At 50.6% G+C, this 24,620-nt stretch carries 1 protein-coding gene (only partly in view); it reads left to right on the forward strand.

Going from position 1 to position 24,620, the window contains the following annotated elements:
- A protein-coding gene (locus tag LKE23_RS00310) for a mucin-binding protein (RefSeq protein ID WP_291977456.1) crosses the window boundary here: on the forward strand, nucleotides 1-24,620 show its 5' portion. 5,641 nt of this gene lie beyond the right edge of the window; the window shows 24,620 of its 30,261 coding nt (coding positions 1-24,620); the start codon lies at nucleotides 1-3; the stop codon falls past the right edge of the window.

Raw genomic sequence — 24,620 nt, forward strand, 5'->3', positions numbered from 1 at the left:
TTGAGCTCTTCATACTCCCTGAGTGCCAGCGAAATGCTGAGCAACTCCTACAGTTCAAGTGCTAGTCTGAGTGCATCTTACAGCTCCAGCCTGAGCGGTTCCTACAGTTCTAGCTTATCCGCGAGTGCTTCAGCTAACAGCCTGAGTGCTTCCATCAGCGGTTCTTACAGCGGATCCCTGAGTGCCTCCTACAGCACCAGTGGTTCTGTCAGCGGCAGCTACAGCGATTCCCTCAGCACCAGTTACAATGTTTCCAACTCACTCAGCTTCAGTGAATCACAGAGTTCCAGCTTCAGTCTGAGTGCATCTTACAGTGTTTCTGCTTCTAACAGTCTGAGCGAATCCGTCAGCGCTAGTGAACGGATGAGTGCCTCCTACAGTTCCAGTGACAGTCTGAGTGCATCTTACAGTGCAAGCCTCAGTCTTTCCTACGCAACGAGTGCCAGCCTGAGTGCTTCGGTCAACAGCGCTAGTGCAAGTCTGAGTGGTTCCTACAGTGCCAGCCTGAGCGCTTCTTACAGCGTTAGTGCATCAACGAGTGCTTCTTACAGTGCATCGACGAGCGTATCCTACAGCACTTCTACTTCCGTAAGCACTTCAGCTAGCTACAGCACCAGTGCATCATTCAGCACCAGCTACAGCTACAGTTCAAGTCTGAGCCAGAGTTACAGCACCAGCCTGAGTGCCAGCTACAGTGTCAGCGCATCGGTTAGCGCATCCTACAGCGCATCGACGAGCGTATCCTACAGTCAATCATCCAGTGCTAGCTACAGTACCTCTAGTGTTCTGAGTGCCTCCTACAGTGCTTCCTACAGCGCAAGTTACAGTACTTCCAGCGTTCTGAGTGCTTCCTACAGTTCTTCAACTTCCGCAAGCACTTCTGCTAGTTACAGTTCCAGTGCATCATTTAGCACGAGCTACAGCGCAAGTTCTAGTCTGAGTCAAAGCTACAGCGCAAGCCTGAGCACGAGCTACAGCCTGAGTTCTTCTATCTCTGCAAGCTACAGTGCATCAACGAGCCTGAGCTACGAAACCTCCAGTTCGCTGAGTGCCAGCTACAGTTCATCAACCAGCACGAGCTACATTGTTTCTAGCTCCGTATCAACGAGCATGAGCCAGAGCTACAGTTCAAGTCTGAGTCAGAGCTACAGCCAGAGTGTATCTGTTTCCGCTAGCTACAGTGCATCAACTAGTGCATCTTACAGTACCAGTACTTCTGTCAGTGCCAGCGCAAGTTACAGCTCCAGTGCATCGTTCAGCACGAGCTACAGCGCAAGTTCTAGCCTGAGTCAAAGCTATAGCGCAAGCCTGAGCACGAGCTACAGCCTGAGCGCAAGTTCATCCTATAGTTCATCCAGTTCACTGAGTGCCTCCTACAGTGCTTCCTACAGCGCAAGCTACAGCACTTCCAGCGTTCTGAGTGCTTCCTACAGTTCTTCAACTTCCGCAAGCACTTCTGCAAGCTACAGTTCAAGTGCATCATTCAGCACGAGCTACAGCGCAAGTTCTAGCCTGAGCCAGAGTTACAGTACTAGTCTGAGTACCAGCTACAGCATTAGTGCTTCTGTCAGTGCATCACTGAACAGTCAGAGTGCATCAATTAGTGCCTCCTACAGCACGAGCTTGAGCGCATCTTACAGTGCATCAACGAGCGCATCCTACAGTGCATCTAATTCACTGAGCGACTCCTACAGTACTTCAAGCTCTGTCAGTGCCAGTGCAAGCTACAGCGCAAGTGCATCATTCAGCACTAGTTACAGCGCAAGCACCAGTTTGAGCCAGAGCTACAGCACGAGCCTGAGCACCAGTTACTTTGTTTCTAACTCTGAATCAATTAGCCTGAGTCAAAGCTACAGTGCAAGCTTGAGTACCAGCTACAGCATTAGTGCTTCGGTATCCGCAAGCTACAGTGCATCAACGAGCACATCTTACAGCACCAGTACTTCTGTCAGCGCCAGCGCAAGCTACAGCTCCAGTGCATCGTTCAGCACCAGTTACAGCGCAAGCACGAGCCTGAGTCAGAGCTACAGCGCAAGCCTGAGTACCAGTTACAGTCAGAGTGCTAGTGCATCTTACAGTGTATCTAGCTCACTGAGTGCTTCTTACAGTACTTCAACTTCTGTCAGCGCCAGCGCAAGTTATAGCTCCAGTGCATCATTCAGCACGAGCTACAGTGCAAGTTCCAGCCTGAGTCAGAGTTACAGCACCAGCTTGAGTGCTTCTTACAGCACCAGTGCTTCTATCTCCACTAGCTACAGTCAATCAACGAGCCTGAGCTACGAAACCTCAAGTTCTGTCAGCGCAAGCTACAGTTCTTCAACCAGCACCAGCTACATTGTTTCTAGCTCCGTATCAACGAGCCTGAGCCAGAGCTACAGTGCAAGTCTGAGTCAGAGCTACAGTACTTCGACCTCTGTAAGTGCAAGTGAAAGCTACAGTTCCAGCGCATCATTCAGCACCAGCTACAGCGCAAGCTCCAGCCTGAGTCAAAGCTACAGCACGAGCCTGAGCACGAGTTACAGCATTAGTGCCTCCGTCAGTGCATCGCTGAACAGTCAGAGTGCATCAATTAGCGCATCGTACAGCACCAGCTTGAGCGGTTCCTACAGCACGTCAACTTCTGTAAGCACGTCCGCAAGTTACAGTGCCAGTGCATCGTTCAGCACCAGCTACAGCGCAAGCTCCAGCCTGAGCCAGAGTTACAGTACTAGCCTGAGCACGAGCTACAGCATCAGTGCTTCCGTCAGCGCATCGCTGAACAGTCAGAGTGCTTCAATCAGCGCATCCTACAGCACGAGCCTGAGTGCCTCCTATAGTGCAAGTTCTAGTGCAAGTTACAGCGCATCTAGTTCACTGAGTGGCTCTTACAGTGCCTCCTACAGTGCAAGCTACAGCACTTCCAGCGTTCTGAGCGCCTCCTACAGTACTTCAACTTCTGCAAGCACGTCGGCAAGCTACAGTGCAAGTGCATCGTTCAGCACGAGTTACAGCGCAAGTGCAAGTCTGAGTCAGAGCTACAGTACTTCACTGAGCACGAGCTACAGCATCAGTGCTTCTGTCAGTGCATCACTGAACAGTCAGAGTGCATCAATTAGCGCATCCTACAGCACCAGCTTGAGCGGTTCCTACAGCACGTCAACTTCTGTAAGCACGTCCGCAAGTTACAGTGCCAGTGCATCATTCAGTACCAGCTACAGTGCAAGCTCCAGCCTGAGTCAGAGCTACAGCACGAGTCTGAGTGCATCCTACAGCACCAGTGCTTCTATCTCCACGAGCTACAGTCAGTCAACGAGCTTAAGTTACGAAACCTCCAGTTCTGTCAGCGCAAGCTACAGTTCATCAACCAGCACGAGCTACATTGTTTCTAGCTCCGTATCAACGAGCTTGAGTCAAAGCTACAGCTCCAGCCTGAGTGGTTCTTACAGTGCAAGTGCCAGCGCATCCTACAGTGTATCTAGTTCACTGAGCGCATCTTACAGCACGTCAACTTCTGTAAGCACGTCGGCAAGCTACAGCGCAAGTGCATCGTTCAGCACCAGCTACAGTGCAAGCGCAAGCCTGAGCCAGAGCTACAGTACTTCGCTGAGCACGAGCTACAGCATCAGTGCTTCCGTCAGCGCATCGCTGAACAGCCAGAGTGCTTCAATCAGTGCTTCCTACAGCACCAGCTTGAGTGCATCCTACAGTACCAGTGCTTCTATCTCCACGAGCTACAGTCAATCAACGAGCCTGAGTTACGAAACCTCAAGTTCTGTCAGCGCAAGCTATAGTTCATCAACCAGCACGAGCTACATTGTTTCTAGCTCTGTATCAACGAGCATGAGTCAGAGCTCTAGTGCAAGCTTGAGCACGAGCTACAGCACCAGTTCTTCTGTCAGCGTCAGTGAAAGCTACAGCTCCAGTGCATCATTCAGCACCAGCTACAGTGCAAGCGCAAGTCTGAGCCAGAGCTACAGTACTTCACTGAGCACGAGCTACAGCATCAGCGCTTCCGTCAGCGCATCGCTGAACAGCCAGAGTGCTTCAATCAGTGCTTCCTACAGCACCAGCTTGAGTGCAAGTTATAGTACAAGTGCTTCCGTATCTACAAGCTACAGTCAATCAACGAGCCTGAGCTACGAAACGTCCAGCTCTGTCAGTGCAAGTTACAGTTCATCAACCAGCACGAGCTACATTGTTTCTAGCTCCGTATCAACTAGCTTGAGTCAAAGCTACAGCTCCAGCCTGAGTGGCAGCTACAGCGCAAGTGCCAGCGCATCATACAGTGTATCTAGTTCACTGAGCGCATCCTACAGCACGTCAACTTCCGTAAGCACGTCGGCAAGTTACAGCGCCAGCGCATCATTCAGCACGAGCTACAGCTACAGTGCAAGCCTGAGTCAGAGTTACAGCACCAGTCTTAGTGCAAGCTACAGCACCAGTGCTTCTATCTCCACGAGCTACAGTCAATCAACTAGCCTGAGTTACGAAACCTCCAGTTCTGTCAGCGCAAGCTACAGTTCATCAACCAGCACGAGCTACATTGTTTCTAGCTCCGAGTCACTTAGCCTGAGTCAGAGCTACAGTGCAAGCTTGAGCCAGAGTTACAGTACTTCAACCTCTGTCAGCGTCAGCGCAAGCTACAGTTCTAGTGCATCATTCAGCACCAGTTACTCTGCAAGCTCCAGCCTGAGCAGCTCCTACAGTGCAAGCCTGAGCCAGAGTTACAGTCAGAGCGCCAGCGCAAGTACCAGCGCTTCTAACTCCCTGAGTGGCAGCTACAGCGCATCACTGAGCGCAAGCAGTTCTGCCAGTGCTAGCGCCAGCGCCAGTGCAAGTGCTAGTGCAGTTGCTAGCCAGAGCCTGAGCCAGAGTTACAGCAGCAGCCTGAGCACGAGTTACAGCATCAGTGCTTCTGTATCCGCAAGCTACAGTGCATCCACGAGCACCAGCTACTCCGCAAGTTCTAGTGCAAGCTACAGCACCTCCAGTTCACTGAGTGCAAGCTACAGTACCAGTTCTTCCGTCAGTGTATCTGGTAGCTACAGTGCAAGTGCATCATTCAGCACGAGCTACAGCAACAGTGCAAGCCTGAGTCAGAGCTACAGCGCAAGCCTGAGCAGCAGTTACGCAGTATCTAGTTCAATCAGCGCAAGCTACAGCACGTCGATCAGCATCAGCTACATTGTTTCGACCTCTGTATCCTTGAGCCTGAGCTACAGCTACAGCGCAAGTCTGAGTCAGAGCTACAGCACCAGTTCTTCCATTAGTGCATCTGGCAGCACCAGCGCAAGTGCCTCCTACAGCACGAGCTACAGTGCCAGCGCAAGCCTGAGTCAGAGTTACAGCACAAGTCTGAGCACCTCTTACAGTCAGAGCGCATCCACGAGCGCAAGCTACAGTCAATCTAACAGCGCAAGTTACTCCGCAAGCTCCAGTGCAAGTTACAGCACTTCCAGTTCACTGAGTGCATCTTACAGTGCATCCAGCAGCGCAAGCTACAGTGCATCCGCAAGCTCCAGCACCAGCGCATCCACGAGCGCAGTTGCTAGTCAGAGCTTGAGTCAAAGCTACAGTGCAAGCCTGAGCACGAGCTACAGCATTAGCGCATCGATCAGTGCATCACTGAACAGCCAGAGTGCATCAATCAGTGGTTCCTACAGTGCTTCCTTGAGCACGAGTTACAGTGTCAGTGCTTCTGTATCTGCAAGCTACAGCGCATCCACGAGCACCAGCTACTCTGCAAGTTCTAGCGCAAGCTACAGTACTTCCAGCTCACTGAGCGCATCTTACAGTGGTTCTACCAGTGCAAGTTACAGCGCATCCGCAAGCTCCAGTGCTAGTGCATCAACGAGTGCAGTTGCCAGTCAAAGCCTGAGCCAGAGCTACAGTGCAAGTCTGAGCAGTTCTTACGCCCAAAGTGCATCGATTAGCGCATCACTGAACAGCCAGAGTGCATCAATCAGTGGTTCTTACAGTGCAAGCCTGAGCACCAGCTACAGTGTCAGTGCTTCTGTCTCCGCAAGTTACAGTGCATCAACCAGTCTGAGCTACAGCACTTCAACGTCTGTATCAATTTCCGCAAGCTACAGCACGAGTGCATCCTTCAGTACTAGTTACAGCACTTCAACCTCTGTATCTACCTCTGCAAGCATCAGTACCAGCACTTCATTCAGTACGAGCTACAGTGCAAGTGCAAGTCTGAGTGCAAGTTACAGTACTAGCCTGAGCACGAGTTACAGTGTCAGTGCTTCTGTATCTGCAAGCTACAGTGCATCGACCAGCGCAAGCTACAGTACCTCAACTTCTGTATCAACGAGCGTCAGTGCATCCGTCTCCGCAAGCTACAGCACGTCAGCAAGCGTCAGCGTATCTACTAGCTACGTTGCCAGTGCAAGCTTGAGTACGAGCTTCAGCTACAGTGCAAGTCTGAGCTCCAGCTACAGCACGAGCCTGAGCACCAGCTACGTTGCCAGTGCATCTGTATCCGCAAGCTACAGCACTTCGATCAGCACCAGCTATGTAACTTCAACTTCAGTCAGTGCAAGCTACAGCAGTTCAATTAGTACTAGTTACGTTGTTTCAACTTCTGTATCGTACAGCACCAGCTCCAGCAGCAGTGCAAGCCTGAGTGCAAGTTACAGCACTTCGACCAGCACGAGCGTATCGACTAGCTACGTAACCAGTGCAAGCTTGAGCACTAGCTACAGCTACAGCGCAAGTCTGAGTGCAAGCTACAGCACTAGTTTGAGCACCAGCTACAGCGTCAGCGCATCTGTCTCCGCAAGCTACAGTGCATCGACTAGTCTGAGCTACGTAACTTCAACTTCCGTATCTATTTCCGGAAGCTACAGCTTGAGTACTAGCGTTGCTCAAAGCACAAGCGCTAGCGCAAGCCTGAGTGCAAGTTACAGCACGAGCCTGAGCACGAGCTACATTGTCAGTGCATCTGTCTCCGCAAGCTACAGCACTTCGATCAGCACCAGCTATGTAACTTCAACTTCAGTCAGTGCAAGTTACAGCAGCTCAATTAGCACGAGCTACGTTGTTTCAACTTCTGTATCCTACAGCACCAGCTCCAGCAGCAGCGCAAGCCTGAGCAGCTCTTACAGTACTTCAACCAGCACGAGCGTATCTACTAGCTACGTTGCTAGTGCAAGCTTGAGTACGAGCTACAGCTACAGTTCAAGCCTGAGTACTAGTTACAGCACGAGCCTGAGCACGAGCTACAGTTACAGCGCAAGCTTGAGTGCAAGTTACAGTGCTTCTATTAGTACGAGTTACGTAACCAGCACATCCGTATCGGTAAGCTCCAGCACGTCTGCTTCTACATCGACGGTCGTAAGTCAGAGCATTAGTACGAGTCTGAGCGGCAGCTATAGTGCAAGCCTGAGCAGCTCTTACAGTACTTCAACTTCTGTATCTACTAGCGTCAGCGCATCGATCTCTGCAAGCTACAGCACGTCAGCAAGCGTCAGCGTATCGACTAGTTACGTTGCCAGCGCAAGCCTGAGCACGAGTTACAGCTACAGCGCAAGTCTTAGCCAGAGCTACAGTACCAGCTTGAGCACGAGCTACAGCATCAGCGCTTCGGTATCCGCAAGCTACAGTACTTCAACTAGTGTCAGCTACGTATCAAGTGCATCTGTATCAACGAGCACGAGTCAATCTGTCAGTGCAAGTTACAGTACGTCAACGTCTGTATCAATCTCCACTAGCTACAGCACGAGTACGAGCGCAGTTGTCAGTGGAAGTTACAGCACGAGCCTGAGTCAATCAACCAGTGCAAGTCTGAGTGCAAGCTACAGTACTTCACTGAGCACGAGCGTATCAACTAGCTACGTAACCAGTGCAAGCCTCAGCACGAGCTACAGCTACAGCGCAAGCCTGAGTGCAAGCTACAGCACGAGCCTGAGCACCAGCTACAGCATCAGCGCTTCGGTATCTGCAAGCTACAGTACTTCAACCAGCACGAGCTATGTAACTTCGACCTCAATCAGTACCAGCTACAGCAGTTCAATTAGCACTAGCTACATTGTTTCTGCATCTGAATCAACGAGCTTGAGTCAAAGCTACAGTTCAAGCCTGAGCAGCTCTTACAGCACTTCAACTTCCGTATCTACTAGCGTCAGTGCTTCCGTCAGTGCAAGTTACAGTACTTCAACGAGCACCAGCGTATCTACTAGCTATGTCGCAAGTGCAAGCATGAGTACGAGCTACAGCTACAGTGCAAGTCTGAGTGCAAGCTACAGCACGAGCTTGAGTACCAGCTACTCAGTAAGTGCATCTGTATCGGCAAGCTACAGTGCATCGACTAGTCTGAGCTACAGTACTTCAACATCTGTATCGATCTCTGCAAGCTACAGCACGAGTGCATCGTTCAGTACCAGTTACAGCACTTCAACGTCTGTATCGACGTCCGCAAGCTACAGCACCAGCACTTCATTCAGCACTAGCTACAGTGCAAGTGCAAGTCTGAGTGCAAGTTACAGCACGAGCCTGAGCACGAGCTACAGTATCAGCGCTTCTGTATCCGCAAGCTACAGTACTTCAACCAGCACGAGCTATGTAACTTCAGCCTCAATCAGCACGAGCTACAGCAGCTCAATCAGTACTAGCTACATTACTTCGACTTCTGTATCAACGAGCCTGAGTCAAAGCTACAGTTCAAGCCTGAGCACCAGTTACAGTACGAGCCTGAGCACGAGCTACAGCTACAGCGCATCAATCTCAGCAAGTTACAGCACGTCAGCAAGCGTCAGCGTATCTACTAGTTACGTAACCAGCGCAAGCTTGAGCACGAGCTACAGCTACAGCGCAAGTCTGAGCCAGAGTTACAGCACGAGCTTGAGCACTAGTTACAGCATCAGTGCTTCTGTAAGTGCAAGCTACAGTACATCAACCAGTGTCAGCTATGTTGCTAGCGCATCTGTATCAACCAGCACGAGTCAATCTGTCAGCGCAAGCTACAGTACTTCAACTTCTGTATCAATCTCCACTAGCTACAGCACCAGCACCAGCGCAGTTGTCAGTGCAAGTTACAGCACCAGCACGAGTCAGGTAGTAAGCTCTAGCTTGAGTGCAAGCTACAGCACTTCACTGAGCACGAGTGTATCTACAAGCTACGTAACCAGCGCAAGCTTGAGTACCAGCTACAGCTACAGCGCAAGTCTGAGCCAGAGTTACAGCACGAGCCTGAGCACGAGCTACAGCATCAGTGCTTCTGTATCGGCAAGCTACAGCACCTCGACTAGTGTCAGCTATGTTGCCAGTGCATCTGTATCAACGAGCACGAGTCAATCTGTCAGCGCAAGCTACAGCACTTCAACGAGTGCCAGTGTATCGACTAGTTACGTAACCAGCGCAAGCTTGAGCACCAGCTACAGCTACAGTTCAAGCCTGAGCGTAAGTTACAGTAGCAGCCTGAGCACGAGTTACATTGTCAGTGCTTCAGTAAGTGCAAGCTACAGCAGTTCAATCAGTACTAGCTATGTAACCAGCACTTCCGTATCCGTAAGCTCCAGTGAGTCGGCTTCTACATCGACGGTCGTAAGCCAGAGCATTAGCACGAGTGTAAGTGGCAGCTACAGTGCAAGTCTGAGCACTAGCTACAGCACCTCAACGAGTGTCAGCGTATCGACTAGCTATGTAACCAGCGCAAGCTTGAGTACCAGCTACAGCTACAGTGCAAGCTTGAGCGCAAGTTACAGCACGAGTCTGAGCACGAGTTACAGCATCAGTGCTTCTGTATCAGCAAGCTACAGCACCTCAACGAGTGTCAGCTATGTTGCTAGCGCATCTGTATCAACAAGCACGAGTCAATCTGTCAGCGCAAGCTACAGCACATCAACTTCTGTATCGATTTCCACTAGTTACAGCATCAGCACGAGCACGGTTGTCAGTGCAAGCTACAGCACCAGCACGAGTCAGGTAGTAAGCTCTAGTCTCAGTGCAAGTTACAGTACTTCACTGAGCACGAGCGTATCGACTAGCTACGTAACCAGCGCAAGCCTGAGCACGAGCTACAGCTACAGCGCAAGTCTGAGTGCAAGTTACAGCACGAGCCTCAGCACTAGTTACAGTGTCAGTGCCTCTGTCAGTGCAAGCTACAGTACGTCAACGAGTGTCAGCTATGTTGCCAGTGCATCTGTATCAACGAGCACGAGTCAATCTGTAAGTGCAAGCTACAGTACTTCAACTTCTGTATCAATCTCCACTAGTTACAGCATCAGCACGAGCACGGTAGTCAGTGCAAGCTACAGCTCCAGCACAAGTCAAGTAGTAAGTTCTAGTCTGAGTGCAAGTTACAGTACTTCACTGAGCACGAGCGTATCGACTAGCTACGTAACCAGTGCAAGCCTGAGCACGAGCTACAGCTACAGTGCAAGCTTGAGTGCAAGTTACAGCACGAGCCTCAGCACTAGTTACTCTGTCAGTGCATCTGTCAGTGCAAGTTACAGCACCTCAACGAGCACGAGCTACGTAACCAGCACTTCGGTATCTGCAAGCTACAGCACTTCAACCTCTGTATCAGCTGTTGCTAGCCAGAGCAGTAGCACGAGCCTGAGCCTGAGTTACAGCACCAGCTTGAGTACGAGCTACAGTGTCAGTGCTTCTGTATCAACTAGTTACAGTGCATCGACTAGTTTGAGCTACAGCACTTCAACTTCTGTATCACTTTCCACTAGCTACAGCATCAGCACGAGCACGGTAGTCAGTGCAAGTTACAGCACGAGCATGAGTCAGGTAGTAAGTTCGAGCCTGAGTGCAAGTTACAGTACTTCGTTGAGCACGAGCGTATCTACTAGTTACGTAACCAGCGCAAGCTTGAGCACGAGCTACAGTTACAGTGCAAGTCTGAGTGCAAGTTACAGCACAAGCCTCAGCACTAGTTACAGTGTCAGTGCCTCTGTCAGTGCAAGCTACAGTACTTCAACAAGTGTCAGCTATGTTGCCAGTGCATCTGTATCAACTAGCACGAGTCAATCTGTCAGCGCAAGCTACAGTACTTCAACTTCTGTATCACTTTCCACTAGCTACAGCATCAGCACGAGCACGGTTGTCAGTGCAAGTTACAGCACGAGCCTGAGTCAATCAACAAGTGCAAGTCTGAGTGCAAGCTACAGTACTTCACTGAGCACGAGCGTATCGACTAGCTACGTAACCAGCGCAAGCCTGAGCACGAGCTACAGCTACAGCGCAAGCTTAAGTGCAAGCTACAGCACGAGCCTGAGCACGAGTTACAGTTACAGCGCAAGCCTGAGCATGAGCTACAGCACTAGCTTGAGCACTAGTTACGTTCAGTCAACTTCTGTATCGACTAGTCAAAGCCTGAGCACGAGTCTCAGCACGAGCTTGAGTACTTCACTTAGCTCCAGCCTGAGCAATAGCTTGAGCGTATCGACAAGTTACGTAACGAGTTCTAGCTTGAGCACGAGCGTATCGATGAGCATCGTAGCAAGCACGAGTCTCAGCACGAGTTACAGCTACAGCTCCAGCCTGAGTGCAAGTTACAGTACTTCACTGAGCACGAGCTACAGTTACAGTGCAAGCTTGAGTAGCTCTTACAGCACTTCAATCAGTACGAGCTACGTAACTTCAACTTCCGTATCCGTAAGCTCCAGCATGTCAGCTTCTGTATCAACGGTTGTAAGTCAGAGCATTAGTACGAGTGTAAGTGGCAGCTACAGCGCAAGCTTGAGCACCAGCTACAGCACTTCAACTTCTGTATCTGCTAGCGTCAGTGCTTCCGTATCTGCAAGCTACAGTACTTCACTGAGCACGAGCGTATCGACGAGCTACGTAACGAGCTCCAGCCTGAGCACCAGCTACAGCTACAGTGCAAGTCTGAGTGCAAGTTACAGCACGAGCCTTTCAACTAGCTATAGTTACAGCGCATCCTTGAGCATGAGTTACAGCACTAGCTTGAGCACGAGCTACGTTCAGTCAACCTCTGTATCGACTAGTCAGAGCCTGAGCACGAGCCTCAGTTCTAGCTTGAGCACGTCACTGAGTACTTCACTCAGCACTTCGATCTCAACCTCAACTAGCTTGAGTCAGAGCCTGAGCACGAGCCTGAGTGTCAGTGTAAGTTCTAGCCTGAGTGCAAGCTACAGCTCCAGCACTTCAACCTCTGCATCGATGAGTATCGTAGCAAGCACGAGTCTCAGCACGAGCTACAGCTACAGCTCCAGCCTGAGTGCAAGTTACAGCACGTCATTGAGCACGAGTTACAGTTACAGCGCAAGCCTGAGCATGAGCTACAGCACCAGCTTGAGCGTAAGTTACAGTACTTCGACTAGCGTATCTACAAGTCAGAGCACGAGCATGAGTCTCAGCACTAGCCTGAGTACTTCATTGAGCACGAGCCTGAGTGCAAGCTTGAGCGTATCGACGAGTTACGTAACGAGTTCTAGCTTGAGCACGAGCGTATCGACGAGCATCGTGGCAAGCACGAGTCTCAGCACGAGCTACAGCTACAGTTCTAGTCTGAGTGCAAGTTACAGTACCAGCTTGAGTACTAGTTACAGCTACAGTGCATCGCTCAGCATGAGCTACAGCACGAGTTTGAGCACTAGTTACGTTCAGTCAACGTCCGTATCAACTAGTCAAAGCCTGAGCACGAGTCTCAGCACTAGCTTGAGTACTTCATTGAGCTCCAGCCTGAGTGCAAGCTTGAGCGTATCGACCAGCTACGTAACGAGTTCTAGCCTGAGCACGAGCGTATCGACGAGCATCGTAGCAAGCACGAGCCTCAGCACGAGCTACAGTTACAGCTCTAGCCTGAGCGCAAGTTACAGTACTAGCCTCAGCACGAGTTACAGCTACAGCGCATCACTCAGCCTGAGCTACAGTACGAGCCTGAGCGTAAGTTACAGCACTTCAACTTCAGTATCAACGAGCCAAAGCGCAAGCATGAGTCTCAGCACGAGCTTGAGTACTTCATTGAGCACGAGCCTGAGTGCAAGCTTGAGCGTATCGACGAGTTACGTAACGAGTTCTAGCTTGAGTACCAGCGTATCGACGAGCATCGTGGCAAGCACGAGTCTGAGCACCAGCTACAGCTACAGCTCAAGTCTCAGCGCAAGCTACAGCACTAGCTTGAGTACTAGCTACAGCTACAGTGCATCCGTATCGATGAGTTACAGCACGAGCCTAAGTGTCAGCTACAGTACTTCAACTAGCGTATCAACGAGTCAGAGTACCAGCATGAGTCTCAGCACGTCACTGAGCACGAGCCTGAGCAGTTCACTGAGCACGTCACTTTCAACCTCAACTAGTCTGAGTCAGAGCCTGAGCCTGAGCTTGAGCACTTCACTCAGTCAGAGCATTAGTACGAGCCTGAGCGCAAGTTACAGCGGCAGTACTTCAACTTCTGTATCGACAAGCATTGTTGCAAGCACGAGTCTTAGCACCAGTTACAGCTACAGCTCCAGCCTGAGTGCAAGTTACAGTACTTCACTGAGCACGAGCTACAGCTACAGCGCAAGTCTGAGCCTGAGCTACAGTACGAGCCTGAGCGTAAGTTACAGCACTTCAACTTCAGTATCGACTAGTCAGAGCGCAAGCATGAGTCTGAGCACGAGCTTGAGTACTTCATTGAGCACGAGCCTGAGTGCAAGCTTGAGCGTATCGACCAGCTACGTAACCAGCTCCAGCTTGAGCACGAGCGTATCTACAAGCATCGTGGCAAGCACGAGTCTGAGTACGAGTTACAGCTACAGTTCAAGCCTCAGCGCAAGCTACAGTACCAGCTTGAGTACGAGCTACAGCTACAGTGCAAGTCTGAGTGCAAGTTACAGCACGAGCCTAAGTGTCAGCTACAGTACTTCAACTAGCGTATCAACGAGTCAGAGTACCAGCATGAGCCTCAGCACTTCACTGAGCACGAGCCTGAGCAGTTCACTCAGCACTTCGATTTCGACATCGACTAGTCTGAGTCAGAGCCTGAGCTTGAGCTTGAGTACTTCACTCAGCCAGAGCATTAGTACGAGCCTGAGCGCAAGTTACAGTAGTAGTACCGTAACCTCTGTATCTATTAGTCAGGAAAAGAGTATGAGTCTCAGCACCAGCTACAGCTACAGTGCAAGTCTGAGCTCAAGCTACAGCACGAGCCTGAGCACTAGCTACAGTTATAGTGCATCTGTATCGATGAGCTACAGCCGGAGCTTGAGCGTAAGTTACAGCACTTCAACGTCTGTATCGACGAGTCAAAGCTTGAGCACCAGCTTGAGCACTTCACTCAGCGGTTCACTGAGCACGTCACTCTCTGTATCGACGAGCTACGTAACCAGTGCAAGTCTGAGTGCAAGCTACAGCTCATCAATCAGCACGAGCGTATCGACGAGCTATGTAACGAGCTCCAGTTTGAGCACGAGCGTATCGACGAGCTACGTCAAGAGCACGAGCCTGAGCACTAGTTACAGCTACAGTTCCAGCCTGAGCGCAAGTTACAGTACTAGCCTCAGCACGAGTTACAGCTACAGCGCATCACTCAGCCAGAGCTACAGCACGAGTCTGAGTGTCAGCTACAGCACTTCAACTTCTGTATCGACTAGTCAGAGCACCAGCATGAGTCTTAGCACGTCACTGAGCACAAGCCTCAGCAGCTCACTCAGCACTTCAATCTCGACTTCAACTAGTTTGAGTCAGAGCCTGAGCCTGAGTTTGAGCACTTCACTCAGTCAGAGCATTAGTACTAGCCTCAGCACAAGTTACAGTACCAGCACCGTAACCTCTGCATCACTGAGTACGGTTGCAAGCACGAGTCTCAGCACTAGCTACAGCTACAGTGCAAGTCTCAGCGCAAGCTACAGTACCAGCTTGAGTACGAGCTACAGCTACAGTGCTTCTGTATCGATGAGTTACAGCACGAGCCTGAGCGTAAGTTACAGTACTTCAACTTCTGTATCGACGAGTCAGAGTGTAAGCACGAGTCTCAGCACTTCACTGAGTACAAGCCTCAGCGCTTCAACTTCGGTATCGACTAGCTACGTAACGAGCTCCAGCCTCAGCCAGAGCTACAGCACTTCAGTTTCTGTATCGACTAGTCAAGTTGCAAGCCAGAGCCTGAGCTTAAGCCAGAGCGTATCAACTAGCTACGTCAAGAGCACAAGCTTGAGCACGAGCTACAGCTACAGCTCCAGCCTGAGTGCAAGCTACAGCACGAGCCTGAGCACAAGCTACAGTTACAGCGCAAGCCTGAGTGCAAGTTACAGCACGAGCTTGAGTGTCAGCTACAGTACTTCGACTTCGGTATCCACTAGCCAAGTTGTAAGCATGAGTCTCAGCACAAGCCTGAGTTCTAGCTTGAGCAGCAGCCTCAGCACATCACTGTCTATCTCAACTAGCTACGTAACGAGCTCTAGTTTGAGCACGAGTGTATCCACTAGTCAGGTCAAGAGCACGAGCCTGAGCACGAGCTACAGCTACAGTGCAAGTCTGAGCGCAAGTTACAGTACTTCACTGAGCACGAGCTACAGCTACAGTGCATCTGTATCGATGAGCTACAGTACGAGCCTGAGTGTCAGCTACAGTACTTCGACTTCGGTATCGACGAGTCAGAGTACAAGCACGAGTCTCAGCACCAGCTTGAGTACTTCACTGAGCACCAGCTTGAGCAATAGCTTGAGCGTATCGACGAGCTACGTAACGAGCTCCAGCCTGAGCACGAGTGTATCGACAAGCATTGTTGCAAGCACGAGTCTCAGCACCAGCTACAGCTATAGTTCAAGTCTGAGTGCAAGCTACAGCACGAGCTTGAGTACTAGCTACAGCTACAGCGCATCCGTATCGATGAGCTACAGCACGAGCCTGAGCGTCAGCTACAGTACTTCGACTTCGGTATCGACGAGTCAAAGCTTGAGCACCAGCTTGAGTACTTCACTCAGCGGTTCACTGAGCACGTCACTCTCTGTATCGACAAGCTACGTAACCAGTGCAAGTCTGAGTGCAAGCTACAGTACTTCGCTGTCGGTATCGACTAGTCAGATGATTAGTACTAGTCGGAGCATGAGCCTGAGCGTAAGCACGAGCTACAGCTACAGTGCATCCTTGAGCGCAAGCTACAGCACATCACTCAGCACCAGCATCTCGACTAGCTACGTAACGAGCTCCAGTCTGAGCACGAGTTACAGCTACAGCGCAAGCCTGAGTGCAAGTTACAGCACTAGCCTCAGCACGAGCTACAGCTACAGTGCATCTGTATCTATGAGCTACAGCACGAGCCTGAGCGTAAGTTACAGTACTTCGACTAGCGTATCGACGAGTCAGAGCTTGAGCACCAGCTTGAGCACTTCACTCAGCAGCTCACTGAGCACTTCAATCTCTGTATCGACGAGCTACGTAACCAGTGCAAGTCTGAGTGCAAGCTACAGTACTTCGCTGTCAGTATCCACGAGTCAGATGATTAGTACTAGTCGGAGCATGAGCCTGAGCGTAAGCACAAGCTACAGCTACAGCGCATCCTTGAGCGCAAGCTACAGCACATCACTTAGCACAAGCGTATCGACGAGCTACGTAACTAGCGCAAGCCTGAGCACGAGCTACAGTTACAGCTCCAGCCTGAGTGCAAGTTACAGCACGAGCTTGAGTACGAGCTACAGCTACAGTGCATCTGTATCTATGAGCTACAGCACGAGCCTGAGCGTAAGTTACAGTACTTCAACTAGCGTATCGACTAGTCAGAGTGTAAGCACGAGTCTCAGCACCAGCTTGAGTACTTCACTGAGCACCAGCTTGAGCAATAGCTTGAGCGTATCGACGAGCTACGTAACGAGCTCTAGCCTGAGCACGAGTGTATCGACAAGCATTGTTGCAAGCACGAGTCTCAGCACCAGCTACAGCTATAGTTCAAGTCTGAGTGCAAGTTACAGCACGAGCTTGAGTACTAGCTACAGTTACAGTGCATCTGTATCGATGAGTTACAGCACCAGCTTGAGTGTCAGCTACAGTACTTCAACATCTGTATCAACTAGTCAGAGCACCAGCATGAGCTACAGCTACAGTAACAGCCTGAGCATTAGCTACAGTACTTCGAGTTCTGTATCGACGAGTCAGGTTAAGAGTACGAGTCTGAGCATTAGTACTAGCCAGAGCTACAGCACGAGCCTGAGTGCAAGCTACAGCAACAGTCTCAGCGTCAGCTACAGTACTTCGCTGTCAGTATCGACTAGTCAGATGATTAGTACTAGCCGGAGCACGAGCTTGAGTATCAGTATTAGCCAGAGTACTAGCTCTGTTCTGAGTGCAAGCTACAGCAGCTCACTCAGCACTAGCATCTCGACTAGCTACGTTAAGAGCACGAGCTTGAGTACGAGTTACAGTTACAGTGCAAGTCTCAGCCAGAGCTACAGTACGAGTCTCAGCACGAGTTACAGCTACAGCGCATCTGTATCGATGAGTTACAGCACTTCGATTAGTACGAGCTACAGCTACAGCGCATCTGTATCAATGAGCTACAGCACGAGTCTGAGTGTTAGCTACAGTACTTCAACGTCTGTATCAACTAGTCAGAGCACCAGCATGAGCTACAGCTACAGCAACAGCCTGAGCATCAGCTACAGTACTTCGAGCTCTGTATCGACGAGTCAAGTAAAGAGCACGAGTCTCAGCATTAGTACTAGCCTGAGCTACAGCACGAGTCTGAGTTATAGCTACAGCCACAGCTTGAGCATTAGCTACAGTACTTCGAGTTCTGTATCGACGAGTCAAATCATTAGTACGAGCCGGAGCACGAGCCTGAGCCTCAGCATTAGCCAGAGTACTAGTTCTGTTCTGAGTACGAGTTACAGCTCTAGCACCAGCTTGAGTCAGAGCTACAGCACGAGCCTGAGCGTCAGCTACAGTTACAGTGCAAGCTTGAGTGCAAGTTACAGCACTTCGATCAGTACGAGCTACGTAACCAGCACGTCCGTATCGATGAGCTACAGCCGGAGCTTGAGTGCAAGTTACAGTACTTCAACGTCTGTATCAACTAGTCAGAGCACTAGCATGAGTTACAGCTACAGCCACAGCTTGAGCATCAGCTACAGTACTTCGAGCTCTGTATCGACGAGTCAAGTCAAGAGCACGAGTCTCAGCATTAGTACTAGCCAGAGCTACAGCGCAAGTTTGAGCACTAGCTACAGCACAAGCTTGAGTGTCAGCTACAGCACTTCAACGTCTGTATCGACGAGTCAAATGATTAGTACTAGCCGGAGCACCAGCTTGAGTATCAGTATTAGCCAGAGTACTAGCTCTGTTCTGAGTGCAAGCTACAGCACATCGCTCAGCCAGAGCATCTCGATGAGCTACGTCAAGAGCACGAGCTTGAGTACTAGCTACAGCTACAGTTCAAGCCTCAGCATGAGCTACAGCACAAGCCTGGCCACTAGTTACAGTTACAGCGCATCTGTATCGATGAGTTACAGTACTTCAATCAGTACGAGCTACGTAGCCAGTGCATCTGTATCCATGAGTTACAGTACGAGCCTGAGTGATAGCTACAGCACAAGCCTGAGTGTCAGCTACAGTACTTCGACTTCCGTATCGACGAGTCAGAGCCTGAGCACAGTTAAGAGCACGAGCCTGAGCATCAGTACAAGCCAGGTAGTAAGCCAGAACTTGAGCACTAGCTACAGCTCCAGCACGAGTCTCAGTCAAAGCTACAGCACGAGTCTGAGCGTCAGCTACAGTTACAGCGCAAGCTTGAGTGCAAGTTACAGCACTTCGATCAGTACGAGTTATGTAACCAGCACGTCCGTATCGATGAGCTACAGCCGGAGCTTGAGTCTTAGCTACAGCACTTCGACTTCTGTATCGACTAGTCAAAGCACGAGCATGAGCTACAGCTCCAGCAACAGTTTGAGCATCAGCTACAGTACTTCGAGTTCGGTATCGACGAGTCAAGTCAAGAGTACGAGTCTGAGTATTAGTACTAGCCAGAGCTACAGCACGAGTCTGAGTGCAAGCTACAGCACCAGCTTGAGCGTAAGCTACAGTACTTCTACTTCCGTATCGACGAGTCAAATCATCAGTACGAGCCAGAGCATTAGTACTAGCCAGAGCTACAGTACGAGCCTAAGTGCAAGCTACAGCACGAGCCTGAGTGTCAGCTACAGTACTTCAACGTCTGTATCGACGAGTCAGAGCCTGAGCACGGTTAAGAGCACGAGCTTGAGCATCAGTACAAGCCAGGTAGTAAGCCAGAACTTGAGCACGAGCTACAGCTACAGTGCAAGTCTGAGTTCAAGCTACAGCACGAGTCTCAGCACGAGTTACAGCTACAGCGCATCTGTATCGATGAGTTACAGCACTTCAATTAGTACAAGCTACAGCTACAGTGCATCTGTCTCCATGAGCTACAGTACAAGCCTGAGTGTCAGTTACAGTACTTCGTTGTCTGTATCGACGAGTCAGAGCACCAGCATGAGTTACAGCTCCAGCAACAGCTTGAGCATCAGCTACAGTACCTCAACGTCTGTATCGACGAGTCAGAGCCTGAGCACGGTTAAGAGCACCAGCCTGAGCATCAGCACAAGCCAGGTAGTAAGCCAGAGCCTGAGCACGAGCTACAGCTACAGTACAAGTCTGAGTGCAAGTTACAGCACGAGCTTGAGCGTCAGCTACAGCACTTCAACGGTAACGAGTATCTCAATTAGTCGGGTTCAAAGCACGAGCTTGAGCCAGAGCTACAGCCAGAGCTTATCTATCAGTTACGTCAAGAGCACGAGCCTGAGCATCAGCTACAGCAACTCGCTCTCACTCAGCTACGTACAAAGCGAATCTGCATCGACCTCGCTTGTTAACTCGATCGTCACTCGGCCTGTTGAATACGTGGATGTCGACAACGGCAACTCCATCATGACCAACCTGGCTGACTCCGTAAGTGGCAAGATTGGTACGAGTGTTTCCTACACTACCAAGTCCTTGCCAACGAACTACGAGCTGGTTGGCGACACTGTTCAGAGCATCACAATCAACGGTACTGATGCCTACGTTGTCAGCGTACGGCACAAGCGTCAGACTGATACTGAAACCTTCGTTCGGAATGCGGTACAACAATTCCTGAACTCTGAAGGCAACGTTGAGTCTACGCACAGCTTGTCACCACAAACCGTCACGATCGTACGGACTACCGACTTGGTAACTGGCACGTCGACTTACGACACGCCGGATAGCACGAAGGGTGAGAACACGATCGCTGAACGGATTGCTCCAGATGTACCTGGATACACCATCAGCGACTCTAAGAACAACGGTGCAATTACCATCACCTGGGATAACAGTAAGATCGGCCAGACGATCACTGAGCAGACTGCAACGTTCACTTACAAGCCAGGTCAGCACGAAGTAGTTGTTAACGCAAAAGATGCAGCTACTGGAGCGACACTGGCGAGTAGAACGATAACAGGGGTTACCAACCAAGTTATCGATCCAGTTGCCACCGCGAAGTCAATCGTCCCAAGTGGGTACATTGCGGCTTTGCAAGCTGATTACGCAGACGATTACCAGTTAAACACAGAATTCACTAGCCACTGGGCAAACGGCTATCGGTTGCTTGCTGAGGGGAACGCCACCGAGTTCAATTACTACGTCCAACAAGGGATGGTCAACAGTACTGAAACCAGGACGATCACGCGGACGATCAACGTCACGCTGCCTGGCAGCACCATGACCTCGACGGTTCAATCCGTCACCTTCACGCGGACGGTCACGGTTAACGCCGTCACTCACGAAAGCACATCAGCAACCAAATGGACGGCTACCAGCACGACCTGGCCAGCCTACACTGTCCAGACGGTCACCGGCTACACGCCATCGATTACTACTGATGGCGCAACCGCAACCGATGTTCCAGCAGTCGGCGTTACGCCTGAAACTAAGGACTCTGTCGTCGACATCACCTACGAGGCGAATGCTGAATCAGCAACCATTGAATATGTCGATGATGACAACAATGGCAGCTTAGTTGGATCAACCATTATCAGAGGGTCTTACAGCACCTCAGCAAGTACCGGGGTCACCACTTACGTTAGTGGCTTGACTGGATATAAGGGCTTGAAGGATGCTTGGAAACAAGTCGGTACGTCACCAAGCACCTACACCTTCACGGATGATGCTAACCAGACGATTACGGTTCACCTGAAGCACAATACTACCAGTCGGACTACTAGTGGGACGTACGTACGTCAATGGAGAGCTTATAAGGCGGATCAGAACGGTATTAAGGAAAGCAGCAACTCGATTGCTTCTGAATCGCAAAAAGCAATCATCACTGTTACTGGTAGCGTTGACCGGGTAACTGGGTCAGTAACTCACTCAACGACCATCGTTTACAATGGTCAGTCAGTTGACGAAATTCCATCATTGGGCAAGATAAGCACGAATAAGTCTCTTCAAGAAGCCTTAGGTGGGACTTTGAAGGAATACACGTACTCAGACGGTAGCAGCAACTCTATGACGACTACCGATGGTGACTACAACACATCTATTTCTTACGATTCATCATTCGATCAGGCAGTTACCCCGGATAACACTGTTCAGTACAAGACAGATGATGATTGGCGGGACCTTATCCTTGGCACTGATGGGTTGAACATGAATAACATTTTCTATGATGTAATTTGCAGACCACACCAATACAACAACACTGTGAAGATTGTTGATAAGAGCGGTAATGTCTTGGCAACAATTACTGACGACAACTTCTACAATACGAATGTTGCTGGAAATGTTAACTATGCAAACGATCCGAACCCGTACAACAAACACACAGCGGTTATTGTTAAAGGTAACGAGGAATTCCAAGACAAGAACGGTGTCACTGGTTTCTACAACCAGAATGTCAACCTTACGAATGCGCAAAGCGAGCTGACCAAGCTGCTTAACAGTGGCTGGAAGTTCGACCACGCCGACAATGGCATGACCGTCACGAACGGCACCATCCAGGCAATTACTCAGCCAAGTGGCGACCAGACGTGGACGATCACGCTGGACTCCAACCTGATGATTGGTTCTGAAAACAAGACCTACGAGCGGACGATCAACTACTTCACGCCACGTGAAGACGGGACGATTCCAACCTCGACTGCTCACACGGCAACGCAATACCAGTACTACACTCGGACTACTACTAAGAACGATGTCACTGGCAGCATGAGCTATGGTCCTTGGACTCTCAGATCTGGCTACACGAATGGCTGGATTGGCAAAGTTGACGGCGACGATCCAGTCTTGGCTGCTAACGCCGTTGAAGGGTACACTGAGTACGTTGATCCGAAGGTTGCTAATGAATGGTATGCAGACTTCTCGAAGCCAGTTCAGATTAACCCAGAGACGACGACGCAGACTGACTACACCGTCAATATCTACTACAAGGCCAAAAACTACACCGATACCGTCAAGTTCGTTGACGCAAATGGCAAGAGCCTGAACGATGACGTCACATTCAACGCCGATTACCGGACTGACATTAGCCAGACCGAGACGACGAATGCGGATGTCAAGGCGGCGATTACAGCCGTTAAGGCCAAGGGCTACGACATTTCCGTTGATCCATTCACGACCGGCTTGAAGCAGCCAGCTGGCAACCAGACCTATACGATTGTCTTCAAGGGTACTGACTCGCCAATCACTGACCTGACGAAGCTGCGGCAGACTGTCACCCGGACCATCAATACTACCAACCCTGATGGCACGACCAATAGTATGGTTCAGAGCGTTGTCTTCGGCCGGACCGGGACGCACAACCCGACGACTGGTGACACCTATACGCCATGGCACGTCTACACTGATGCCTCTGCTACTGGCACTGACACTGGTGAGACGACTGGTCGCTGGGATGCATATCCAGTTCCGCAACAGACCGGCTACACCTCTCAAGTCAAGACCGAGGGGACTTCCGGCGAAGCTTCGAATGCTACCAGCATTGATGCCAACAACAACGTCACGGCCGACACCGATAATGTCGTAGTCGACGTGACCTACGCGGCAAATGCTCAGACGGTTCAATACCAGTTCGAGGATGCCTTCAAGTACGATAACGACGCTCACAACGTCCACATCGACTACAGCACCAACCCGAAGAAGGTCGGCGATGCGATGACAGTCGCTGGTAAGACTGGTCAGACGGTCAACACTGGTCTGACGGTTCCAGCCGGCTACATCCTGGCTGATGGACAGACGCTGCCAACCACCTACACCTTCAAGGCCAGCGGCAACGATCCAATCGTGATCAAGCTGACCCACAATGTTGCCACCTCTAAGGATTCATCATCCTCTGTTCGGACGCTGAAGTTCTACAACGAAGACGGCACTCAGGCCTCCGCAGATGTTCACCAATTTGCCGGACAAGCAGTTACGAATGATCCACAACTCGTGAAGGAACAACATCCTGACAACACCAACGCAATCGGTTTCGACTACACTGGTGAGGACGACCTGACAACTGGCAAGATCCTGTGGCGTGACTACACGCCAGCCAGCGGGACTTGGGACTCATACGCTATTCCGCAAAAGGCCGGCTACATCACGGTTGACCTTGCACCTGCTGACGTTGCTTCCGCACTTGCCGGTGGCAACATCAAGCAGAACATTGTCACGAGCATTCCTGCAAAGACTGACGTCCAGCATGATGAGTCTGAATCCGACACGACTACGTACATCACTTACCTGAAGTATGAAAACAGTACGTCGACCAGCCAGATCACGCGGACGATCAACGTTCACAACCCAGTGGATGGCACGACTACAACCACGAACCAGAGTGTTCAGGTTCAAAAGAACGTTAAGGTCATTCAGCTGAAGGGTGGCGTCACGATTGATATTCCTGACGACGACTGGACACTGAGCGACTCCACGAAGAACAGCTGGGCAAGCTTCACGGCACCTGACTTCGACGGCTACAAGCCGAGTCAGGACACCGTTGCTAGCCAAGTCGTATATCCAAACGAGACGACTAACACGACGGTCGACATCACCTACACGGCGGATGCTGCTTACAACCAGTACACTGCCAACATCAAGTACGTTGATGACGACAACAACGAAGCCCAGGTTGGCAACGAAACAACCATCAAGGGCCGCGCTGGACAAACTATCCCAATTACCATCAAGGTTCCGGACAGTCGTTACGAACTGGCAACTAGTGAGACGAACCTGCCAACAAGCTACACCTTCGAGACGAGCGGCAATAAAGACATTACTATCCACTTGAAGCACAAGAAGATTAGTACTTCGACTGCTATCAACCTCAGTCGGGCCTTTGTTCCAGCAATCACCAAGACTGGTGAAACTGGCAATCTGAATGATGATGATATTAAGTGGAACATGCAATGGGATAAGCAAACCGATACGGCAACGCTCTACTATGACCAAGATATGGTAACCAGTCTGATTACTGGTACCGATGTTGATCTGAAGAGTGGGATCACGGCACTCAATCCAGATGATGTTCTCAGTGCTGCACCAACCATTGCTGGGTACGAGATCAACCCAGGCTATGGCACTGTCAAGGGATGGGCTCAGTCTGAACAAGACAACTACGCTAAGAACCCAACGCTTGATAACAACACTTTCTCTGCCTACACTAAGGCACAAGTGCTTGAAGCTATCAATAAGGAACACTTGACGTCGATGACAACAGACTTCACGTACACCAA

The organism is Limosilactobacillus sp. (assembly GCF_022482365.1).
Taxonomy (GTDB): domain Bacteria; phylum Bacillota; class Bacilli; order Lactobacillales; family Lactobacillaceae; genus Limosilactobacillus.